At 69.3% G+C, this 18,689-nt stretch carries 18 protein-coding genes; 8 read left to right on the forward strand and 10 right to left on the reverse strand.

Going from position 1 to position 18,689, the window contains the following annotated elements; translation table 11 throughout:
* From AB0J58_RS37920 to AB0J58_RS37930, 3 genes are all read right to left on the reverse strand, one after another.
* Positions 1 to 683: alpha-lytic protease prodomain-containing protein (locus tag AB0J58_RS37920; protein ID WP_364224958.1), on the reverse strand; the 683-nt coding region annotated here is incomplete at its 3' end.
* A gap of 208 nt (positions 684 to 891) precedes the next feature.
* On the reverse strand, positions 892 to 1,449 hold the full coding sequence (locus AB0J58_RS37925) for an RNA polymerase sigma factor (RefSeq protein ID WP_343966940.1): 558 nt from the start codon (positions 1,447 to 1,449) through the stop codon (positions 892 to 894).
* Between the two features lie 144 nt (positions 1,450 to 1,593).
* Positions 1,594 to 3,081: a S1 family peptidase gene (locus AB0J58_RS37930; RefSeq protein WP_364224960.1), complete on the reverse strand. Its 1,488-nt coding sequence runs from the start codon at positions 3,079 to 3,081 to the stop codon at positions 1,594 to 1,596.
* Between the two features lie 330 nt (positions 3,082 to 3,411).
* On the opposite strand from AB0J58_RS37930, the gene AB0J58_RS37935 reads away from it, so the two are divergent.
* On the forward strand, positions 3,412 to 4,836 hold the full coding sequence (locus AB0J58_RS37935) for a trehalose-6-phosphate synthase (protein ID WP_364224962.1): 1,425 nt from the start codon (positions 3,412 to 3,414) through the stop codon (positions 4,834 to 4,836).
* 73 nt (positions 4,837 to 4,909) lie between these two features.
* On the forward strand, positions 4,910 to 6,079 hold the full coding sequence (locus AB0J58_RS37940) for an MFS transporter (RefSeq protein WP_364224964.1): 1,170 nt from the start codon (positions 4,910 to 4,912) through the stop codon (positions 6,077 to 6,079).
* Between the two features lie 45 nt (positions 6,080 to 6,124).
* Here AB0J58_RS37940 and otsB read toward each other — a convergent pair whose 3' ends face one another.
* Both otsB and AB0J58_RS37950 read right to left on the reverse strand, forming a co-directional pair.
* Positions 6,125 to 6,910: a trehalose-phosphatase gene (otsB, locus tag AB0J58_RS37945; RefSeq protein ID WP_364224966.1), complete on the reverse strand. Its 786-nt coding sequence runs from the start codon at positions 6,908 to 6,910 to the stop codon at positions 6,125 to 6,127.
* 88 nt (positions 6,911 to 6,998) lie between these two features.
* Positions 6,999 to 7,313, reverse strand: a complete 315-nt coding sequence (locus tag AB0J58_RS37950; protein WP_364224968.1) for a DUF3263 domain-containing protein — start codon at positions 7,311 to 7,313, stop codon at positions 6,999 to 7,001.
* 117 nt (positions 7,314 to 7,430) lie between these two features.
* Between AB0J58_RS37950 and AB0J58_RS37955 the strand changes: the two genes are divergently transcribed.
* The 4 genes from AB0J58_RS37955 to AB0J58_RS37970 all read left to right on the forward strand — a co-directional run bounded on the left by AB0J58_RS37955 (position 7,431) and on the right by AB0J58_RS37970 (position 10,640).
* Positions 7,431 to 8,231, forward strand: coding sequence for an SAM-dependent chlorinase/fluorinase (locus AB0J58_RS37955; RefSeq protein WP_364224970.1), 801 nt, complete (start codon positions 7,431 to 7,433; stop codon positions 8,229 to 8,231).
* A gap of 93 nt (positions 8,232 to 8,324) precedes the next feature.
* Positions 8,325 to 8,795, forward strand: coding sequence for an OB-fold domain-containing protein (locus AB0J58_RS37960; protein WP_364224972.1), 471 nt, complete (start codon positions 8,325 to 8,327; stop codon positions 8,793 to 8,795).
* Positions 8,792 to 9,979 carry a lipid-transfer protein gene (locus AB0J58_RS37965; protein ID WP_364224974.1) on the forward strand — a complete coding sequence of 396 codons (1,188 nt, stop codon included), beginning with the start codon at positions 8,792 to 8,794 and terminating at the stop codon, positions 9,977 to 9,979. Before AB0J58_RS37960 ends, AB0J58_RS37965 begins: the two co-directional genes overlap by 4 nt.
* Before the next feature lie 130 nt (positions 9,980 to 10,109).
* Positions 10,110 to 10,640: a hypothetical protein gene (locus AB0J58_RS37970; protein WP_343966960.1), complete on the forward strand. Its 531-nt coding sequence runs from the start codon at positions 10,110 to 10,112 to the stop codon at positions 10,638 to 10,640.
* An 86-nt stretch (positions 10,641 to 10,726) separates the two neighbouring features.
* Here the strand turns inward: AB0J58_RS37970 and AB0J58_RS37975 are convergent, their stop codons facing one another.
* The 5 genes from AB0J58_RS37975 to AB0J58_RS37995 form a co-directional block, all read right to left on the reverse strand.
* Positions 10,727 to 11,740: a dipeptide ABC transporter ATP-binding protein gene (locus AB0J58_RS37975; protein WP_364224976.1), complete on the reverse strand. Its 1,014-nt coding sequence runs from the start codon at positions 11,738 to 11,740 to the stop codon at positions 10,727 to 10,729.
* Entirely contained in the window at positions 11,724 to 12,761 is a 1,038-nt protein-coding gene (locus AB0J58_RS37980; protein WP_364224978.1) for an ABC transporter ATP-binding protein, read from the reverse strand. The genes AB0J58_RS37975 and AB0J58_RS37980 overlap by 17 nt, the downstream gene beginning before the upstream one ends.
* An 8-nt stretch (positions 12,762 to 12,769) precedes the next feature.
* Complete coding sequence (locus AB0J58_RS37985; RefSeq protein ID WP_364224980.1) at positions 12,770 to 13,699, reverse strand: ABC transporter permease; 930 nt, start codon at positions 13,697 to 13,699, stop codon at positions 12,770 to 12,772.
* A complete protein-coding gene (locus tag AB0J58_RS37990) occupies positions 13,692 to 14,630 on the reverse strand; it encodes an ABC transporter permease (RefSeq protein ID WP_364224982.1) in 939 nt (312 codons plus the stop codon). The genes AB0J58_RS37985 and AB0J58_RS37990 overlap by 8 nt, the downstream gene beginning before the upstream one ends.
* Positions 14,631 to 14,748: 118 nt before the next feature.
* A complete protein-coding gene (locus AB0J58_RS37995; protein WP_364224984.1) occupies positions 14,749 to 16,380 on the reverse strand; it encodes an ABC transporter substrate-binding protein in 1,632 nt (543 codons plus the stop codon).
* A 502-nt stretch (positions 16,381 to 16,882) separates the two neighbouring features.
* Here AB0J58_RS37995 and AB0J58_RS38000 point away from each other — a divergent pair.
* Both AB0J58_RS38000 and AB0J58_RS38005 read left to right on the forward strand, forming a co-directional pair.
* A complete protein-coding gene (locus AB0J58_RS38000; protein WP_364224986.1) occupies positions 16,883 to 17,812 on the forward strand; it encodes an ABC transporter permease in 930 nt (309 codons plus the stop codon).
* Complete coding sequence (locus AB0J58_RS38005) at positions 17,805 to 18,662, forward strand: ABC transporter ATP-binding protein (RefSeq protein ID WP_364224988.1); 858 nt, start codon at positions 17,805 to 17,807, stop codon at positions 18,660 to 18,662. The genes AB0J58_RS38000 and AB0J58_RS38005 overlap by 8 nt, the downstream gene beginning before the upstream one ends.
* Positions 18,663 to 18,689 lie beyond the last annotated feature (27 nt).

The following is an 18,689-nucleotide window of genomic DNA, read 5'->3' on the forward strand; positions in this document are numbered from 1 at the left end:
CCGGCACTGACGAACCCCGCCTGGGTCCCGCGCGTCACCGAGAAACCGACGGAGCAACGACTCGCGACACCGACGTAGTAGGCGTCGCCGCCCTGCAGGTCGCTGAGGAGCCGGGGCCGCTCGGTGGACGGCACCACCTTCACCGCCTCAGTGTCGACACCGGCGGCCTCGATGAGGTCCTCCGCGACCAACGGCTCCGACGACAGGACCACCACCCTGTTGTTCCTGGCGTCGACGTAGCGGACACTCCCCTCGTTCTTGGCGCCGGGTACCGACTGGTCGAGGCCGTCTATGTGCTTGCCGAGTTCCGCCAGCGACCGTTTGACGACTTCGGCCCGGGCGCCCGCCGCGATGATGTGGGGGATGTCGGCCTCGTCGGTGGTGGCCACCACGAGGGTCTGCGCGATGGTTCCCATCAGCCACGAGCCGCCGAAACGGTCGCCGAGTCTCGCACGGAGTTCCGTCGCCACTCCCGTCAGGCGGGCCTCGTTGAGCAGGCGCGCCTGGGCCTGTTCCTTGGTCAGTTCCAGGTCGCGTTGGAGCGCCTCCAGCATGCCCGACGGCGGTTTCCAGGCGGACGCGGTGACCGGAACCCGGGGTCCGGCCGCAGCCGGCACACCCGTCAGGGTGAGCGCGGTGACCGCCAGCACGCAGCCCGTGGCGACGGCATGTCTGCCGAACATGAAACTCTCCTCGACCTCGGCTTTCACAGCAGGAGGGGGAGATCGCCGCACGGGCAACGCCACCCTAATCCAGCCATTGCCGCCAGGACCTCAAACGCCACACGCCACGCGGCAGACGATTTCGATCGGATCTCACCTCGCCGACGCGCTCTCGTTCCCGCGAGGGGGTTCCCCGGACCGGCTCGGCCGTTCCCGGGACCCGTCGAGGTCAGAAGCCGTAGGCGTCACCCAGAGCGCCCTGGACGTACTTGCGCGCCTGGTGAATGCGGGACTTGGCGGTGCCCAGCGGGATGCGGAGCTGCTCGGCCACCTCGTTGTAGTCGAGCTGGCAGATGTCGCGCAGCACCAGTGCCTGGGCGAGATCGGGCTTCTCCGCCTCCAGGGCCTCCATCACGTCGAGCAGGTCCAGCCGGGATCCGGCGATCACGCTCACCCTGGCGACGTCCGGCTTCTGCAGCGGCAACTCGTCCGAACTCTGCTCCGCGGCGCGGCGCTTCAGTGAACGGTAGGTGCTTCTGGCGCAGTTGGCGGTCACGATGTGCAGCCAGGTGCTGAACTTGGCGCGCCCCTCGAAGCGGCCGATGTTGCGTGCCACCGCCAGCAGGGTGTCCTGGCAGGCCTCCTCCGCGTCCTGCCGGAAGGGAAGGATGCGCCCGCAGTGCCGGAGCACCGCGGGCTCGATACGCTTCAGCAGCTCGCCGAGCGCGCGGTGGTCACCTTGGGCGGCCGCCCGGGCCAGCTCCTCGGTCGTCTCGTCCAACGCCATCACGAGCCCCCATCAGCGGTCACAGTCGCTGGACATCCTACGGTCGGGGATCCCCGTTGCCGACCTTCGGCTTCGTCACAAAAAGCGACGAACCCGAAATATGCTGATCTCCGCCCTTATGTGTGCTCTCAGCCGGACCGGTCGTCAAGGCGTCGTGAACCCCAGGGTGTAGGGGCTGGAGCCGCTCACGGAGACCACCCGGTAGCGGTAGAAGCCGGGCATGCCGGTGTAGCTGATCTGCTCGTCGGGCCCCGAGCTGTCCGAGGCTGCGACGGTGCTCCAACCGCTCCCCTTCCACCGCTCCAGGTAGAGGTCGAGATCGACGCCGTCGTCCCCGTCCAGGCAGCCGTGGTGCTGGCCGGCGACGGTCGTCCGGTAGTAGCCGGTGCTCGGCCGGTAGACGACCTGACCGCTCTCCAGACTGCCGACATAGATCTTCGGGTAGCCGGTGCAGGTGCCCGTGCTCGGCGAGGTGAGCGTGTCGGTCACCAGGGTCAGGTCGTAGGCGGTGAGGATCTCGTTGATCGGCTGGAAGTAGGTCACGCCGCCCGAGGTGCAGTCCCCGGAGCCACCGGAGGCGACTCCCTGGGCCTGGTCCACGGAGATGAACGAGCCACCCGAGTCGCCCGGCTCGGCGCAGACGTTCGTGCGGGTCAGCCCGGAGACCGCCCCCTGGGGGTAGGCGATGCTGGTGTCGCGCTGCAGGATGATCCCGCAGTGCCAGTCGGTGGTGGAACCGGACCGGCAGACCGAGGCCCCCTCGACGGCCACCTTGGAGCCGACGACGGACACGGTGCCGCCGACGCCGTTGCTGACCGCCGGCTTGGGCACCCAGTTGTGGTTCACCGCGACCCAGGCGTAGTCACTGCCCGGGAAGACCGATGCCTGGAAGACCCCCTGGGGCACCCGGTTGAAACCGGTGGTGGCATCACCGGTCTTACCGCAGTGACCGGCACTGACGAAACCCGCCTGGGCCTCGTGGGTCACCGAGAAACCGATCGAGCAGCGGCTCGCGACACCGACGTAGTAGGCGTCGCCGCCCTGCACGTCGTGGAGGGGCTGGGGTTGCTCGGTGGACGACACCACGCTCACCGCGTCCGTGTCCACGTTCGCGTTCTTGATGAGGTTCTCGGCGACCGTGGGCTGCGCGGACAGGACGACCACCTTGTTCCTCTTCGCGTCGACGTAGCGCACGCCTCCCACGCGTGGCTTGGCGGGCAGCACGCCGTCGATCCTCTCTTTGATCAGGAGGAGTTCCGCCATCGACCGGGTGACGACCTCGGCCCGGGCGCCCGCCGCGATGATGTGGGGGATGTCGGCCTCGTCGGTGGTGGCCACCACGAGGGTCTGCGAAATGGCTCCGACAAGCCATGAACCGCCAAAACGGTCGGCGAGCCTCCTGCGGAGCTGCGTCGCGACCGGAAGCATGCGGGCCTCGTTGAGCAGGCGCGCCTGGGCCTGCCGCCGGGTCAGTCCCAGGTCGCGTTGGAACGCCTCCAGCATGCCCGACGGCGGTTTCCAGGCGGACGCGGTGACCGGAACCCGGGGTCCGGCCGCGACCGGCACACCCGTCAGGGTGAGCGCGGTGACCACCAACACGCAGCCCGTGGCGACGGCATGTCTGCCGAACATGAAACTCTCCTCGACCTCGGCTTTCACAGCAGGAGGGGGAGAGCGCCGCACGGGCAACGCCACCCTAATCCAGCCGTTGCCCCCAAGCCCCCGAAAACCACACGCCACGCGGGCGCCCCTCGGAACGCCCCGGACAGGCGCCGTCAGGCTCGCCGGGCTTCCGATCCAGCACCGGAAAGTCATCAAACCTGGATGTACTCACTGAGCTACCGACAAGAGCTGACACACTCAAATGAACGCCATTCTTCCTTGGCCTGAAGAGCAGGGCGCCCAGGCCGGGCGCCGGTTAATCTTCTGGACAAGCGTGTCCCTAGCCAGTGAAGGGATCTGATGAACGCGATCCTCGTGGCCTCCAACCGCGGTCCCGTCTCCTTCACCCTCTCCGAGGACGGCTCCCTGTCCATGCGCAGGGGTGGGGGCGGCCTGGTGTCGGGCCTGTCGGAGGTCGCGAAGGACCTCGACGTCCTCTGGGTCTGCGCGGCGCTGTCCGACGGCGACCGCGGAGCGGTGCGGCTGGCGCCCGGCGGCCGTCTCGACCAGGTGGGCTACGAGACCGGGGCGCTGCGCATGCTCGACATCCCCCCGGCGACCTTCCACCGCGCGTACAACGCGGTCGCCAACTCCACGCTCTGGTTCGTCCACCATCTGCTGTACGACACCCCCAACAGACCGCATTTCGACGCCAGGTTCCGCAGGGAGTGGGAGTCCTACCAGACGTACAACGAGGCGTTCGCGACGGCGCTGGCCGAGGAGGCCCCGCACGGGGCGCGGGTGATGGTGCAGGACTACCACCTGAGCCTGGTGCCGGCCATGCTCAGGGTGGAACGGCCGGACCTGCGGGTGGCCCACTTCTCGCACACCCCGTGGGCTCCGCCCGAATACTTCAGCCTGCTCCCCGACGACGTCGCGGCCGAGGTCCTGGAGGGCATCCTGGGCGCCGACCACGCGGGTTTTCTGACCGCCCGCTGGGGCGGGGCGTTCATGGACTGCTGCGAGACCGTGCTCGGCGCCCGGGTCGAGCGCGCGAGCCGTACGGTCACGCACGAGGGCAGGACCACCCGGGTCGGCACGCACAGCCTGGGTGTGGACGGCAAGGCGCTCTGGGCACGGGCCTCCGAACCCGACGTGGAGTCGCACATGGCCGCGCTCCGCGCCCAGGTGGGCGACCGCAGGCTGATCGTGCGGATCGACAGGACGGAGCTGTCGAAGAACATCGTCAGGGGCCTGGTCGCCTACCGGGAGTTCCTCTCGACCCACCCGGAGTGGCACGGCCGGGTCACCCATCTCGCCTTCGCCTACCCGTCCCGGCACGACCTGCCCGAATACCGCGAGTACACCGCGGCGGTGCAGCGCTGTGCCAAGGAGATCGAGGACGAGTACGCCACCGAGGACTGGGACCCGCTGATCCTCAACGTCGACGACGACTACCCGCGCTCGCTCGCCGCCTACCGGCTGGCCGACGTGCTGCTGGTCAACCCGATCCGCGACGGCATGAACCTGGTGGCCAAGGAGGGGCCGATCCTGTCGCCGGGCAGCGCGCTGGTGCTGTCGCGAGAGGCGGGCGCCGCCGCCGAGCTGGGCGAGCACGCGGTGACCGTCAATCCCTACGACGTCTCGGCCACGGCCGCCGCGCTGCACGAGGGGCTGACGATGCCCGAGGCCGAGCGCGCCAGGAGGGGCGCCCTGCTGGCCACGGCGGCGACCGCGCTTCCGCCGCACCGGTGGTTCGCCGAGCAACTCGACGCTCTCGGGTAAGGACAGGAGGCTTCGGGCTCTCATGAGATAGTTTTCGCGGCTGTTCAACTTTTTTACATACGGGGAGCCTGAATTGACCGCGATCGCCCCCGTCAGGCTGATCCGGGACCGCGCGACCTGGCTGATCTACCTGCAGCTCGGCGCCTTCGCCACCTATCTGTACGGCCTCAGCGCCGCGCTCCCGCTGCTCCGCATCGACCAGGGCATCTCCCAGGCGGTGGCCGGACTGCACGGGACCTCGATGGCCCTGGGCGGCATCGTCACCGGCCTCGCCCTCCCCTGGTTGACGAGGAGGATCGGCCGCCGGGCCGTCACCTGGACCGGACTGGCCGGGATGAGCGTCGGCACGCTCCTGGTCGCGGCGGCCCCCACCACGCTGCCGATCACCCTCCTCGGCTACGGCGTCGCCAGCGGGATGTCCTCCATCACCCTGTACTCGGGCATGGCCGCGCTCGACGACCACCACGGTCCCGCGGGCCCGGCGGCGATCAGCGAGGCCAACGCGGTCTGCGTGATCGTCGGCATCGGGGTCCCCTTCGTGGTCAGCGCCGCCGCGCAGAGCGTCTTCGGCTGGCGGGCGGCGCTGCTGGTGCCCGCCGCGCTGACCGCGCTGCTCGCGCTGTTCATGGGGCGCGTCTGGATCCCGGAGCGAAAGGACGCGGCGGCCGGAACCGCCCCTGAGGCCGAGTCCCGCTTCGGCTGGCGCTTCTACCTGGCCGGGGCCGTGCTGTTCTGCTGCGTCGCGATGGAGTTCTGCTTCAACCTGTGGGCGGCCAAGCTGTTCTCCGACCAGACCGGACTGCCCGCGGCGGTGGCGGCGACCGCGGTCGCCGCGTTCACCGCCGGGTTGGCGGTGGGGCGCCTGGCCGGGGGGCGGCTGGCCCTGCGGATACCGCCGACCGCGCTGTTCATCGGGGCGCTCCTGGTCACCGCCGCCGGATGGGCGATCTTCTGGCTGAGCGAGGACCCGGTGTTCTCCTACGTGGGCCTGGCCGTATCCGGGCTGGGAGTCGCGCTGCACTTCCCGATGGCGCTGTCGCGGGTGCTGGCAGCCTCCGGCGGGCGGCGGGACCAGGCGTCGGCCCTGGCCTCGATCTTCGCCGGCCTGGCGGTGGGAAGCGGGCCGTTCCTGCTCGGCGCGCTGGCCGACGGGTTCGGCACCCAGCAGGCGTTCCTCATGGTCCCGGTCCTGATCGGGCTGGCCGTCGGAGGACTGCTGATCGGCTCCGGCAGGCGCGCCTGAGCGGACGGGCGGCGGTGGCGCCCGTCCGGCTGCCGCCTCACCCGCTCAGCGGGGCGCCTCTGCCTCGATGGCGTCGGCGATCGAGCCGAGCAGTTCCAGGACCCCCGGGGGCCCGTCCACCACGATGTCGGCCTCCACCTCGATCTCGGGCGACCCGCTGAACACCGTCACCCCCGGCAGCCCGGAGGCCCGTACCGCCGCGAACGCCGCGAGATCTCCCAGGTCGTCTCCGGCGAACAGCACGGACCTGGCGGCCCGCTCGCGCAGGAAGGCGCTCAGCGCCATCCCCTTGTCCATCCCCGGCGGGCGCAGTTCCAGCACGAACTTGCCGGGCTCCACCACCAGCCCGGCCTCGGCGGCCAGCGCGGCGACCGGCTCGCGCAGCGCCTCAAGCGTCGCCCACGGGTCGGCGGCCTGCCGGGTGTGCACGGCCATCGCCCGCTCCTTGTCCTCGACCCTGACCCCGTCCCACCCCTCGACCAGCCGGGGGAGCCCCGCCCTGACCAGGTCGAGGCCCGGATGGACGGGCGGCGCGGCCAGCGCGCCCGCCTCCCAGCGTTCGAGGCCGTAGTGGCCGAGCACCACCAGACCGGGCACTCCGGCCAGGGAGCCGTACTCGACGGCCGTGGCGGCCGGGCGGCCGGTCACCACCACCACGGCGCCGACCAGGCCGCCGAGCCTGACCAGTACCTCGGGCCCATCGGGGTGAATTCTGGCCTCCGCGGGGTCGGAGACGATCGGGGACAGCGTGCCGTCGAAGTCGAGCCCGATCACCGCTCCCCCCGGGTCGGCCACGATCGCCTTCAGCCCGTCGGGCGGGTTCGCCGTCATGTCCGGTTCCTCTCCGTCTCCACCGTCTCGCCCGTCTCATCGGCCCCCGCCTCCGGCGATCGCCCGCCCGACCGGTCGTACCCGGAGATCAGCGACGCAAGCCCGTCTTCCGGGCCGCTCGGTCGCTCTGGCGCGTCTCCCGGAGCCGGCGCAGGCGCTTGACCAGCATCGGGTCGTGGGCAAGTGCCGCGGGTCGCTCGATGAGCTCGCTGAGCAGCTGGTAGTAGCGCGTCGCGGAGATGTCGAAGGCCTCGCGGATCGCCTGCTCCTTGGCGCCCGCGTGGCGCCACCACCGGCGCTCGAAGGCGAGCAACTCCCGCTCGGAGTCGGTGAGAGCACGCGATGCGGGCTCTCGGGCAACCCCGCCGCCGGCACTGTCACCGGGGGTCGGCTCGGTGTCCATGGCTTCCTCCTCGGTCGGGGCACATGGCGATCACACCGCGCACCCGCGGTCCAAAGTCAGAATAGTCCGGAATTTCGCGCTGTTCATGACGGATGCGGAGCCGTACAGTCACCAAGTGTGACCTCTGTCATCAGCCTTCTCACCGACTACGGACTGGAAGACGGCTACATCGCCGCCTGTCACGGCGTGATCGTCGGAATCTCTCCGGAGTCGCGAATCATCGACGTGTGCCATCTGGTGCCTCTGGGAGACGTGCGGCGCGGTGCGGCGATCCTGGCCCAGACGATCACCTACCTGCCTCCCGGCGTGCACGTCGCCGCGGTGGATCCCAGCGGCTCGCGCAGGGCAGTGGCGGTCGAGGCCGGCGACCACGTGTTCCTGGGCCCGGACAACGGGCTGCTGTCGTGGGCGATCCACGCCAGCGGAGGCGCGCGGGCCGCCTACGAGCTGTCCAACGAGGAGTTCTTCCTGCCCCCTCTCTCGCCGACCTTCCACGGACGCGACCTCTTCGCGCCCGCCGCGGCGTATCTGGCGATCGGGCGGCATCCGGCTGAAATGGGGGAGGAGATCCCGATAAACCGATTGATCTCGCTGCCCGCGCCCACCTCGACGGTCCAGGACGACTACGCCGAGGGGGAGGTGCTGTCGGTCAACCGGCACGGCAACGTCCAGCTGTCGATCGGCGCCGCCGACCTGATGACGCTGCGCGTCTCGCTGGGAGACACCCTGGTGGTCTGGATGGGCGGGCGGCGGCTCGCGGTGCCGTTCAAGGAGTCCTTCACCGCGGTCCCTCCCGGGGAGATCGTGTCCTTCATCGACTCGGTCGGGCTGGTCGCGCTGGCGATCAACTCCGGCGACGCCTCCCAACGGCTGGGCCTGCCGCCGGGAGCCCGCGTGCGTCTCTCACCCGCGCCGTGACCCGCGGGCCGGCGACCGGCCCGCGGACCTCCGCCGGGCCCGCTTCCCGAAGGGGGGATGTTACCTAGCAAGCACTTGTGTCATATTGGCCCTATGACCGCACCCGTGATCAACGGCTGGTTCACCGTGGACGGCGGCACCGCGCACCTGCTCGGCACCCGCTGCGCGGACTGCCGGACCGTCTACTTCCCGCCCCGGACGGGCTTCTGCCGCAACCCGTACTGCGAAGGCGAGGACCTGGCGGAGACGCGCCTGCCGCGCCGGGGCACCGTGTGGTCCTACACCAACTCCTGCTACCCGCCACCCGCCCCGTTCGTGACCGCCGATCCCTATGTTCCCGTCACCCTCGCGGCGGTGGAGCTGGCTGGGACGGGAATCGTGGTACTCGGCCAGGTCAAGGACCTCACGGTGGACGACCTGCGGGTGGGCATGGAGCTCGAACTGACCACGGGCCCGCTCGCCGACGGCCCGCTGGTCTGGATGTGGGGCGCCCCTGGCGCCCCTGACGCCGCCACCGGCGCCACCGCCGCCACAGCGGAACGGCAGAACGGGGAGAGTTCATGAGCGACGTCGTCATCCTCGGCGCGGGAATGCACCCCTGGGGCAAGTGGGGTCGGCCCTTCGTCGAGTACGGGGTGGCGGCGGCCAGGGCCGCACTGCGCGACGCGGGCCTGGAGTGGACGGACGTGCGGTTCGTGGTGGGCGCCGACACCATCAGGAACGGCTACCCGGGCTTCGTCGCCGGCGCCACCTTCGCCCAGGCCATGGGCTGGAACGGGGCGCGCATCGCCTCGTGCTACGCGGCGTGCGCCTCGGGCGCGCAGGCGCTGGACATCGCCAGGACCCGCATCCTGGCCGGCCTCTGCGACGTGGCGCTGGTCGTCGGCGCCGACTCCACGCCGAAGGGGTTCTTCGCGCCGGTGGGCGGCGACCGCCCCGACGATCCCGACTGGCTCAGGTTCCGGCTGCTCGGCGCCACCAACCCGGCGTACTTCGCGCTCTACGCGCGCAGGCGAATGGCCCTGTACGGCGACACCGCCGAGGACTTCGCCGCCGTCAAGGTGAAGAACGCCCTGGCCGGCTCGGCGAACGAGAACGCCCGCTACCGCGAAACCGTCACCGCCGCGCAGGTGCTCGCCTCCCCCCTGGTGGCCGACCCGCTGCGGTTGATGGACATCTGCGCCACCTCCGACGGCGGCGCCGCGCTGGTCCTGGCCTCCGCGGAGTTCGCCCGCCGCCACGGCGCGAGCCGCCCGGTGCGGCTCGCGGCCGTCTCCACGGTGACGCCGTCCTTCCCCGGCACCGTGCTCGAACTGCCGGACTTCGCCACCGACTCCACCGCGGCGGTGCCGCCCCCCGAGCGCCCGTTCCGTGCCTCCATCGCCCACGCCGCCTACGAGGAGGCGGCTTTGGGCCCCGAGGACCTGTCGTTCGCCGAGGTGTACGACCTGTCCACCGCGCTGGAGCTCGACTGGGTCGAGGACCTCGGCCTCTGCGCGCGGGGCGAGGCCGCGAAGCTGCTGCGCGCCGGGGACACCGCGCTCGGCGGCCGGATCCCGGTGAATCCCTCCGGCGGGCTGGCCTCCTTCGGCGAGGCGGTCCCCGCCCAGGCCATCGCCCAGGTCTGCGAGCTGACCTGGCAGTTGAGGGGCGTGGCGGGAGCACGACAGGTGGAAGGTGCCCGGATCGGGCTGGCGATCAACCAGGGTCTGTTCGGCCACGGCTCTTCGATCATTGCCACAAGCTGACCATTCTTGACCCTCCCCAAAGCATGTCGCTGGATAGTCTCACTCCCGTTACTTTGAGTAGCCGCGCGCAGACGGTCCGTTCCAGAGGCCCCAAGACACTGCCGCGATTTCCTTCCAGGGGGAACCACACATGATTCGTCGTCTTCTCATCACTTCCGCGTGCGTCGGCATCGCCGTCCTCGCACCGGCCGTGGCCGCTTCCGCGTCCACGTCCTCCACCACCTCCACCACCAAGGCCGCGACCAAGTCCGTGGCCAAGGCCAAGGCCGCCAAGGCCGACTGCTGCGGCGTCGGCGTCGTCAGCGCGCCGCTCGCCGTCGCCTGCCCGACCGCCGCGGTGGTCGCGGCTCCCACCGTGGTCGCGGCTCCCGTGTACAGCGGCGTCTACGGCGCCGGCGTCTACGGGGCCGGCTGCGGCGGCGTCTACGGCGGCGGGATCTACGGCGGCGGCGTCTACGGCGGCGGGATCTACGGCGGCGGCGTCTACGGCGGTGGCGTCTACGGGGGCGGCATCGGCGGCGGCATCCTCGGCGGCGGCATCGGCCGGGGCAACAACATCGTCGGCGGCGGCAACGTGATCAGCAGCGGTAGCGGAGTCGGCCACGGCGTCGGCATCGGCGGCCTCGTCGGCATCGGCGGCGTCGGCGTCGACATCCTCTAGTAGAGGCGGCATCCTGCCGTAGCGCAGTAGGGCGCGGCCCCCACATCTCGTTGTGGGGGCCGCGCCTTCCGCTTTTCCCGCCCCTGCTACACGTGTGTCACGTCGTGGGTCTCGGCGAAGTGGCAGGCGCTCGCGTGCGCGGTGCCCGGCCGGATCTGCAGCGGCGGCTCCTCGACGGCGCAGATCTCCGCCGCCTTCCAGCACCGCGTACGGAATCGGCAGCCCGACGGCGGGTTGGCCGGGGACGGCGGGTCGCCCTGGAGGATGATCCGCTCACGCCGCTCCCGCCCCTCCGGGTTGGGCACCGGCACGGCCGACAACAGCGCCTGGGTGTAGGGATGGGCGGGCCGGTCGTAGATCTCGGTCTCCTCACCGAGCTCGACCATCTTCCCCAGATACATCACCCCGACCCGGTCGGAGATGTGCCGGACCACCGACAGGTCGTGGGCGATGAAGACGTAGGCGAGACCGAACTCGTCCTGCAGCCGTTCCAGCAGGTTGACGACCTGCGCCTGGATCGACACGTCCAGCGCGGAGACCGGCTCGTCGCACACGATGATCTCAGGCCGGAGCGCGAGCCCCCGGGCGATGCCGATGCGCTGGCGCTGGCCACCGGAGAACTGGTGGGGATAGCGGTTGACGTGGTCGGGATCCAGCCCCACGACCTCCAGCAGTTCCTGCACCCTGCGGCGCCGGTCGCCCTTGGGGGCCGCGTCCCGGTGGATCTCGAACGGCTCACCGATGATGTCGCCCACGGTCATCCGGGGATTCAGCGAGGTGTAGGGGTCCTGCATGACCATCTGGATGTTGCGGCGGACCCGCTTGAGTTCGCCGCCCCTGGTCTGGGCGACCTCCCTGCCGTTGATCCTCACCGATCCCGAGGTGGGCCGCTCCAGCGCCATCAGGAGCTTGGCCAGCGTGGACTTGCCGCAGCCCGACTCTCCCACGATGCCGAGCGTCTCGCCCCGGCGCAGGTCGAAGGAGACCCCGTCGACCGCCTTGATCGAACCGATCTGCCTGCGCAGGACGATGCCCTGGGTCAGCGGGAAGTGCTTGACCAGATTCCGGACCTCCAGGATCGGCTCACCCGCGGTTGCCATCGAGGACCTCTCTCCAGTAGTGACACGCACTGGAGCGTGTCGGGTCGATCTCGTACAGCGGGGGCGCGTCGGTGACGCAGTCGTCCTGACGGTAGGGGCAACGCGGGTGAAAGGAGCAGCCGGAGGGCATGTCGAGCAGGTTCGGCGGCATGCCCTTGATGGCGTACAGCTCCTGCCCCTTCTGGTCGACCCGGGGAATCGAGTCGAGCAGACCCTTGGTGTACGGGTGGGCGGGCGCCCGGTAGATGTCGTGCACGGGGGCCTCCTCCACGATCCGCCCGCCGTACATGACCGCGATCCGGTCGGCGACGTCGGCCACCACACCGAGGTCGTGGGTGATCAGGATCAGGCCCATGTCGCTCTCCCGCCGCAGTTCGGCCAGCAACTCCATGATCTGGGCCTGCACCGTCACGTCGAGGGCCGTGGTCGGCTCGTCGGCGATCAGCACCTCCGGGTCGAGCGCGATCGACATCGCGATCATGATGCGCTGGCGCATCCCCCCGGAGAACTGGTGCGGATAGTCGTGCACCCGCTGCCTGGCACCGGGAATGCGGACCCGGTCCATCAGCTCGATCGCCTTCTTCTCCGCGTCGCGTCTGGAGGTCCCCCGGTGCACCCGGAACATCTCACCGATCTGGAAACCGACGGTGAACACCGGGTTCAGCGCGGAGAGCGCGTCCTGGAAGATCATCGCGATCCGCCGGCCCCGGACCTGGGAACGGGCATCCTCCGAGAGTCCGAGCAGGTTCGTGCCCCGGAAGCGGATCTTCCCGCTGGGGATACGGGCCGGCGGGGAGTCGAGAATGCCCATGATGGCCTGCGCGGTCACCGACTTGCCCGAGCCGGACTCACCGAGCACGGCGAGCGTCTCCCCGGCGTTCAGCGAGTAGCTGACCCCGTTGACCGCCCTGACCACGCCCTGCCTGGTCACGAACTCCACATGCAGGTCTTCGACGGCGAGCAGCGGCTCGCCGCCGGGAGCCCGGCCGACCGGCACCACCTGTGTCGAGGTCTTCTTCACGGGTCCCCCTACCGCAGCTTCGGGTCGAGGGCGTCGCGGACGGCGTCGCCCAGCATGATGAAGGCCAGCACGGTGACGCTCAGGAAGGCCGCCGGGAACAGCAGCGCCCACGGAGCCTCCAGGAAACGCTCCCTGGCATCGGAGATCATGAGCCCCCACGAGATGTCGGGCGAGCGCAGGCCCACCCCGAGGAACGACAGCCCCGCCTCGGCGGCGATGAAGTAGCCCAGGTTGATCGTGGCGACCACGATCACCGGGGCGATCGCGTTCGGCAGGATGTGCCGGGACATGATCCGCCACGCGGAGGCGCCGAGCGCCCGCGCCGCGAGCACGTAGTCCTGGCTCCTGGCGGTGATCACCGCGGCCCGCATGATCCGGTACGTCATCGGCCAGGTCAGTACGGCCATCGCGAGCATGACCGTCCACACGTTGCCGGTACGGAAGACAGCCAGGATGAGCAGGGCACCGAGGATCGACGGGATCGCGAAGAAGATCTCCGCGAGCCGGGAGACCAGGGTGTCCAGCGCGCCGCCCGTGAACCCGGCGATGAGGCCGAGCATCCCGCCCACCAGCGCGGTGACCGCGGTGGTGCTCACACCGACCACGATCGAGTTACGGGCACCGTGGATCGTGCGGGCGTAGACGTCGCAACCGAGGTTGTCGGTGCCGAACCAGTGGGCGGCGCCCATGCCCAGCCGGGTGTCCTCCAGCCGGCAGGTCGCGGCGTCGAACGGGTTCACCGAGCTGAACAGCCGCGGGAACGCGGCCATGGCGATCAGAACGGTGATGAGGGCGGCCGAGCCGATGAAGAGCGGCCGGCGGCGCAGGTCGTACCAGGCGTCGGACCACAGGCTCGCCGACCTGGGCGGCCTTCTCGCCGGCCCACCGTCCTGGGGTTTCTCGGGCCGGTCGGCGGCCGGGATCAGGGTTTCACTCATAGCGGATCCTCGGATCGAGCACGGCGTAGAGCAGGTCGACGACCAGGTTGGCCAGGATGTAGATCAGCACCAGCACCGTCACGATGCCGACGACCACGGGTTGCTCGCGCAGATAGACGGAGCTGAAGAGCTGCCCGCCGATTCCCGGGAGGTTGAAGATCGTCTCGGTGATCACCGCGCCGCCCATCAACGTGCCGAGATCGGCACCGAGATAGGTGATCAGCGGGATCAGCGCGTTGCGCAGCGCGTGCCTGCCGATGACCCGGCTCCTGGGCAGGCCCTTGGCCACCGCGGTGCGGATGTAGTCGGCACGCATGATCTCCACCAGGCTGTTCCTGGTGAGCCGGGTGAGGTAGGCGATCGACATCCCGGCGAGCACGAAGCCGGGCAGCAGGTAGCTCCGCCAGCCCGCCGAGATGCCCGCGACCGGGAAAAGGTCGACCCCGGCCTGCTTGAGCTTCACCCCCAGCAGCAGTTGGAGCACGAACCCGGTGACCAGGGTGGGCACCGAGATCAGCACCAGTGTGGAGGCGAGGATCAGCGAGTCGCTGGCCCTGCCGCGGCGCAGCGCCGCGAACAGGCCGAGACCCACACCGATGACGGCCTCCAGCACCAGGGCGGTCACCGCCAGGTTGATGGTCACCTGGAACTTGCCCGCGATGATCTCGTCGACCCCCACCCCGGAGAAGGTGGTGCCGAAGTCGCCGCCGACCAGGCCGGTGATGTAGTACCAGTACTGCACCAGGAACGGATCGTTCAGGTGATACTGCTCGCGCAGGATGGCGACGATGTTGGGGTCGATGCGCTTCTCGCCCGCCAGCGCCGCGATGGGATCGCCGGGCAGCGCGAAGACGACGGCGTAGATGAGCAGGGTGGCGCCCAGCAGGACTGGTATCGCCTGGAGCAGGCGTCTGATGATGTAGCGGCCCATTCAGTTCTCCCGTACGTGCCCGGTGGCGATCTCGCGGACCGGCGGGTCGCGCGGCGCCGCGAGATCGCCCCGGAGCGGCCGTTGGGGGCCGGGGTCCCGCCCGGCCCTCAACCGGTGGTCAGCTGACCTTCTCGACCTCGGCCCACTCGACCTGGTTGAGCAGGTTGACCCTCACACCCTTGATGTTCTTGGAGAACGCGGCGTTGTTCCGGTAGAAGTAGACCGGGATGTAGGGCAGTTCCTTGATCAGGACATCGTCGGCCTGCTGGTAGAACTTCAGGCCCTCCTCCGGCGTGGGGGCGGTGTCGCCCTTGACCAGGAGTTCGTCGAACTCCTTGTTCGACCAGCCGGCGTAGTTGGAACCGGTCTTGATCGCGACGGTGGAGAAGATCGGGGTGAGGTAGTTCTCCGCCGACGGGTAGTCGATCGCCCAGCCCATCCGGAACAGGCCGCCGTAGGTCTTCTTGTCGAGCTCGTCGAGGATCGCGGCGAACTTCTCGAACGGCTTGACCGTCACCTCGATGCCCAGGTTGGCACGGAGGTTGTTGGCGACGGCCTCGATCCACTCCTTGTGCGGGCCGTCGGAGTTGTAGCCCAGCTCCAGCGTCTTGGGGCCGCCGTTGGCCGCGTACTGTTCCTTGGCCTTGGCGGGGTCGTAGGCGCAGGCCGCGCAGGCGCCGGCCCGGTATCCGTCGAGCAGCGGGTTGATGAAGTCGTCCGCCGGGGCGCGCGTGCCGGAGAAGACCTTGTCGGCGATGGTCGCGCGGTCGATGGCCATCGAGACGGCCTCGCGGACCTTCACGTTCGAGTACGTCTTGTTGTGCCCCACGGGGAAGCCGAGGTAGCCGATGCCGCCGTCCGGCGTGTCCAGGTAGCGCTCGCCGAGCTCCGACTTCGCCCTGGAGATCGCCGAGGGAGGCAGCGAGTCATGGACGTCGAGGTTGTCCGCGACCAGGTCGTTGAACGCGGTTTCCGAGCTCGTGTAGAGCTTGAACTGGAGCTTGGTGAACTTCGGCTTCGCCCCGGCGAACTTGTCGTAGCGGGTGAGGTCGATCGTCTGGTCGGTGCCCTTGTTGTACGGCTTGTCGAACTGGAAGTAGCCCTGGCCGATCGGCTTCTTGGCGTACTCCTCGGTGACCTTGCCGTCGGCGCCGAAGGCCGCCTTGGGCAGCGGGTAGAACGCGGTGTACCCCAGCAGCGTCTTGAACTGCGAGAACGGCTTGCTGAGGGTGACGGTGAAGGTGCTCTCGTCGACGACCTTCAGCCCCTTCATCTCCTTGGTGGAGACGGTCTGCCCCTCACCGGGGTTCAGGTCGGCCCAGCCGTCCACCCGGCCGAAGAAGCCGTTGGCGCCCTGTACGTTGTCCTGGTTGGCGGCGTAGTTCCACGCGTCGACATAGTTCTGGGCGATCAGCGGCTCACCGTTGTGCCAGGTGTAGCCGGGCTTGAGCTTGATCGTCCACACCGTGTTGTCCGTCGTCTCGATCGACTCGGCGACCTCGTCGACGACCTGCTTGTTGTCGTCGTAGCCGACCAGCGGGGCGAAAACGGCGGCCAGCACCTCGGCGCCCTCGGACTCGGTGGTGTCGCCGGGATAGAAGAGCTTCTGCGGCTCGCCGAGTTCCATGCGTACGGGCAGGTCGGCCGAGGCGGCCCCGCCCTCCGGAGACGTCGAGCCGCCGCACGCGGTGAGGGCGAGGGCGAGCAACGTGGTGCCGACGGTGAGTCGCGCACCCGTGGTTAAACGCATTGCGGTAAATCCTCCCTTTGCAGACTTGCGTCAACGCTGGGATCCACGACCCGAGTGACACGAGGGAGGATCTTGTGGCCCCCGCCTCCCGCCACTCCCGTCCGGGCGCTGACGCCACACCGATCGATCGTGACTATCCCCTACCGCACCACACTGACCCATATCCGTAATGTTGCAGTTCGGTCACGCGTTAACTGACTCAGCGTCAAGTGTCCGCCACATCAACCTGACCAGGGCACTACATGCCCACAAATACGACATACAGCTATGCGCAAGGCCCCAACGATCACGTCAAACTCCCCTCGCGCCAGGACCGCTCACCGCTGTTGCCTTTCCATGACCCCGACCTGGATCCACACTTGCCGGGCCGCGAAAAATCCGGCCCCTCCCTGGCGAACCACACAATTACCCTGGAACCTCTTTCCCGGAGATCCCGTCCAATGTGTGCGGCAGCACGCCGCCGCAGGCGCTTCATCCACCCACATCCAATAGAGTCCTTGCCATGAGCCAGCCGGAATCCGCGATCGCGGACGCCCAGGCGGGCGGCCCGAGTAACGGCACCCCAGAGCCGCTGGCCAAGCTCGCCGCGCGTTACGGACTTCGGCGTGCCATCGCACGCCCGAGTCTGCTCGTCTACCTACGCCAGTTGTGGGAACGACGACATTTCGTCATGACGTACGCGACCTCGCGCAACGTCTCGAAGTACAGCAACTCAGCCCTGGGCCAGCTCTGGCAGGTCCTCACCCCGCTGCTGAACGCCGCGATCTACTTCCTGATGTTCGGCCTGATCCTGGGCGCGAGCAAGGGGATCGAGAACTACCCGGCCTTCCTCATCACCGGGATGTTCGTCTTCACCTACACGCAGCGCTCGGTGAGCGGCGGCGCCAAGGCGATCTCCGGCAACCTGTCGCTGATCCGGGCCCTGCACTTCCCGCGCGCCGCGCTCCCGCTGGCCTACACGATCCAGGAGTTCCAGCAGCTCCTGATCTCCATGGGCGTGCTGTTCGCCCTGGTGCTGGTCACCGGCGAGCCGATCACCCTGCTGTGGCTGCTGATCCCGGTCGCCCTGGCGCTGCAGACGATGTTCAACGTCGGCGCCAGCCTGGTGCTCGCCAGGGTCGGCTCCACCGCCCGCGACCTGAACCAGTTGCTCCCCTTCATCATGCGCACCTGGCTCTACGCCTCCGGCGTCTTCTTCTCCATCGAGGACAAGGTGGTGGGGCCCAACGGCGCCGGCCTCCCCCAGTGGGTCGCCGACATCATGTACTTCAACCCGGCCGCCGCGTACATCGAGCTCATGCGGGACCTGCTCATGCAGACCCACCCGGCCCGACCCTATATCTGGGCGGTCTGCGTATTCTGGGCAGTGTTCGCTCTGCTCGGCGGCTTCTGGTACTTCTGGCGAGCCGAGGAGAAGTACGGCCGTGGCTGAGTTGACCGAGGAGCTGTCCCGAGTGAAGGCCGAGGAGCCCGCCGTGCCCGGCACGGACGTCAGGGTGCATCCCAACCCGGAACCCGCCAAGGGCGCCGCCCAGGAGGGCACCCCCACGGTCATCGTGGACGACCTGCACATCATCTACCGGGTCTACGGCGCGGCCAGCGACGTGGAGAAGGGCAACGCCGTCAACGCCCTGATGCGCCTCGTCAAGCGCCAGGGACGGCCGCAGATGAAGGAGGTGCACGCCGTGCGCGGTGTCTCCTTCGTGGCCCGTCACGGCGACGCCATCGGCATCATCGGCCGCAACGGCTCCGGCAAGTCCACCATGCTGCGCGCCATCGCCGGGCTGCTGCCCCCGCACTCCGGCGCCGTCTACACCAACGGCCAGCCCTCCCTGCTCGGCGTCAACGCCGCGCTGATGCGCGAGCTCACCGGCGAGCGCAACATCGTGCTCGGCTGCTACGCGATGGGCATGAACCCCGCGCAGGTCAAGGAGAAGTACGACGACATCGTCGACTTCTCCGGCATCGGGGAGTTCGTCCAGTTCCCCATGTCCACCTACTCCTCGGGCATGGGCGCCAGACTCCGCTTCGCCATCGCCTCGGCCAGGTCCCACGACGTGCTGCTCATCGACGAGGCGCTGGCCACCGGCGACCGCGAGTTCCGGCGCAAGAGCCAGGACCGGATCAAGAAGATGCGCGACGAGGCCGGCACCGTCTTCCTGGTCGCCCACAACCTCGACGTGATCGAGGAGACCTGCAACCGGGTCATCTGGTTGCACAAAGGCAAAATCAAGATGGACGGCGACCCGCAGACGGTCCTCGCCGCCTACAACAAGGTCTGATCGCCGGGCAAGATGAGGAGCGACCGA

This window comes from Streptosporangium sp. NPDC049644 (assembly GCF_040675205.1).
GTDB classification, from domain to species: Bacteria; Actinomycetota; Actinomycetes; order Streptosporangiales; family Streptosporangiaceae; genus Streptosporangium; species Streptosporangium fukuiense.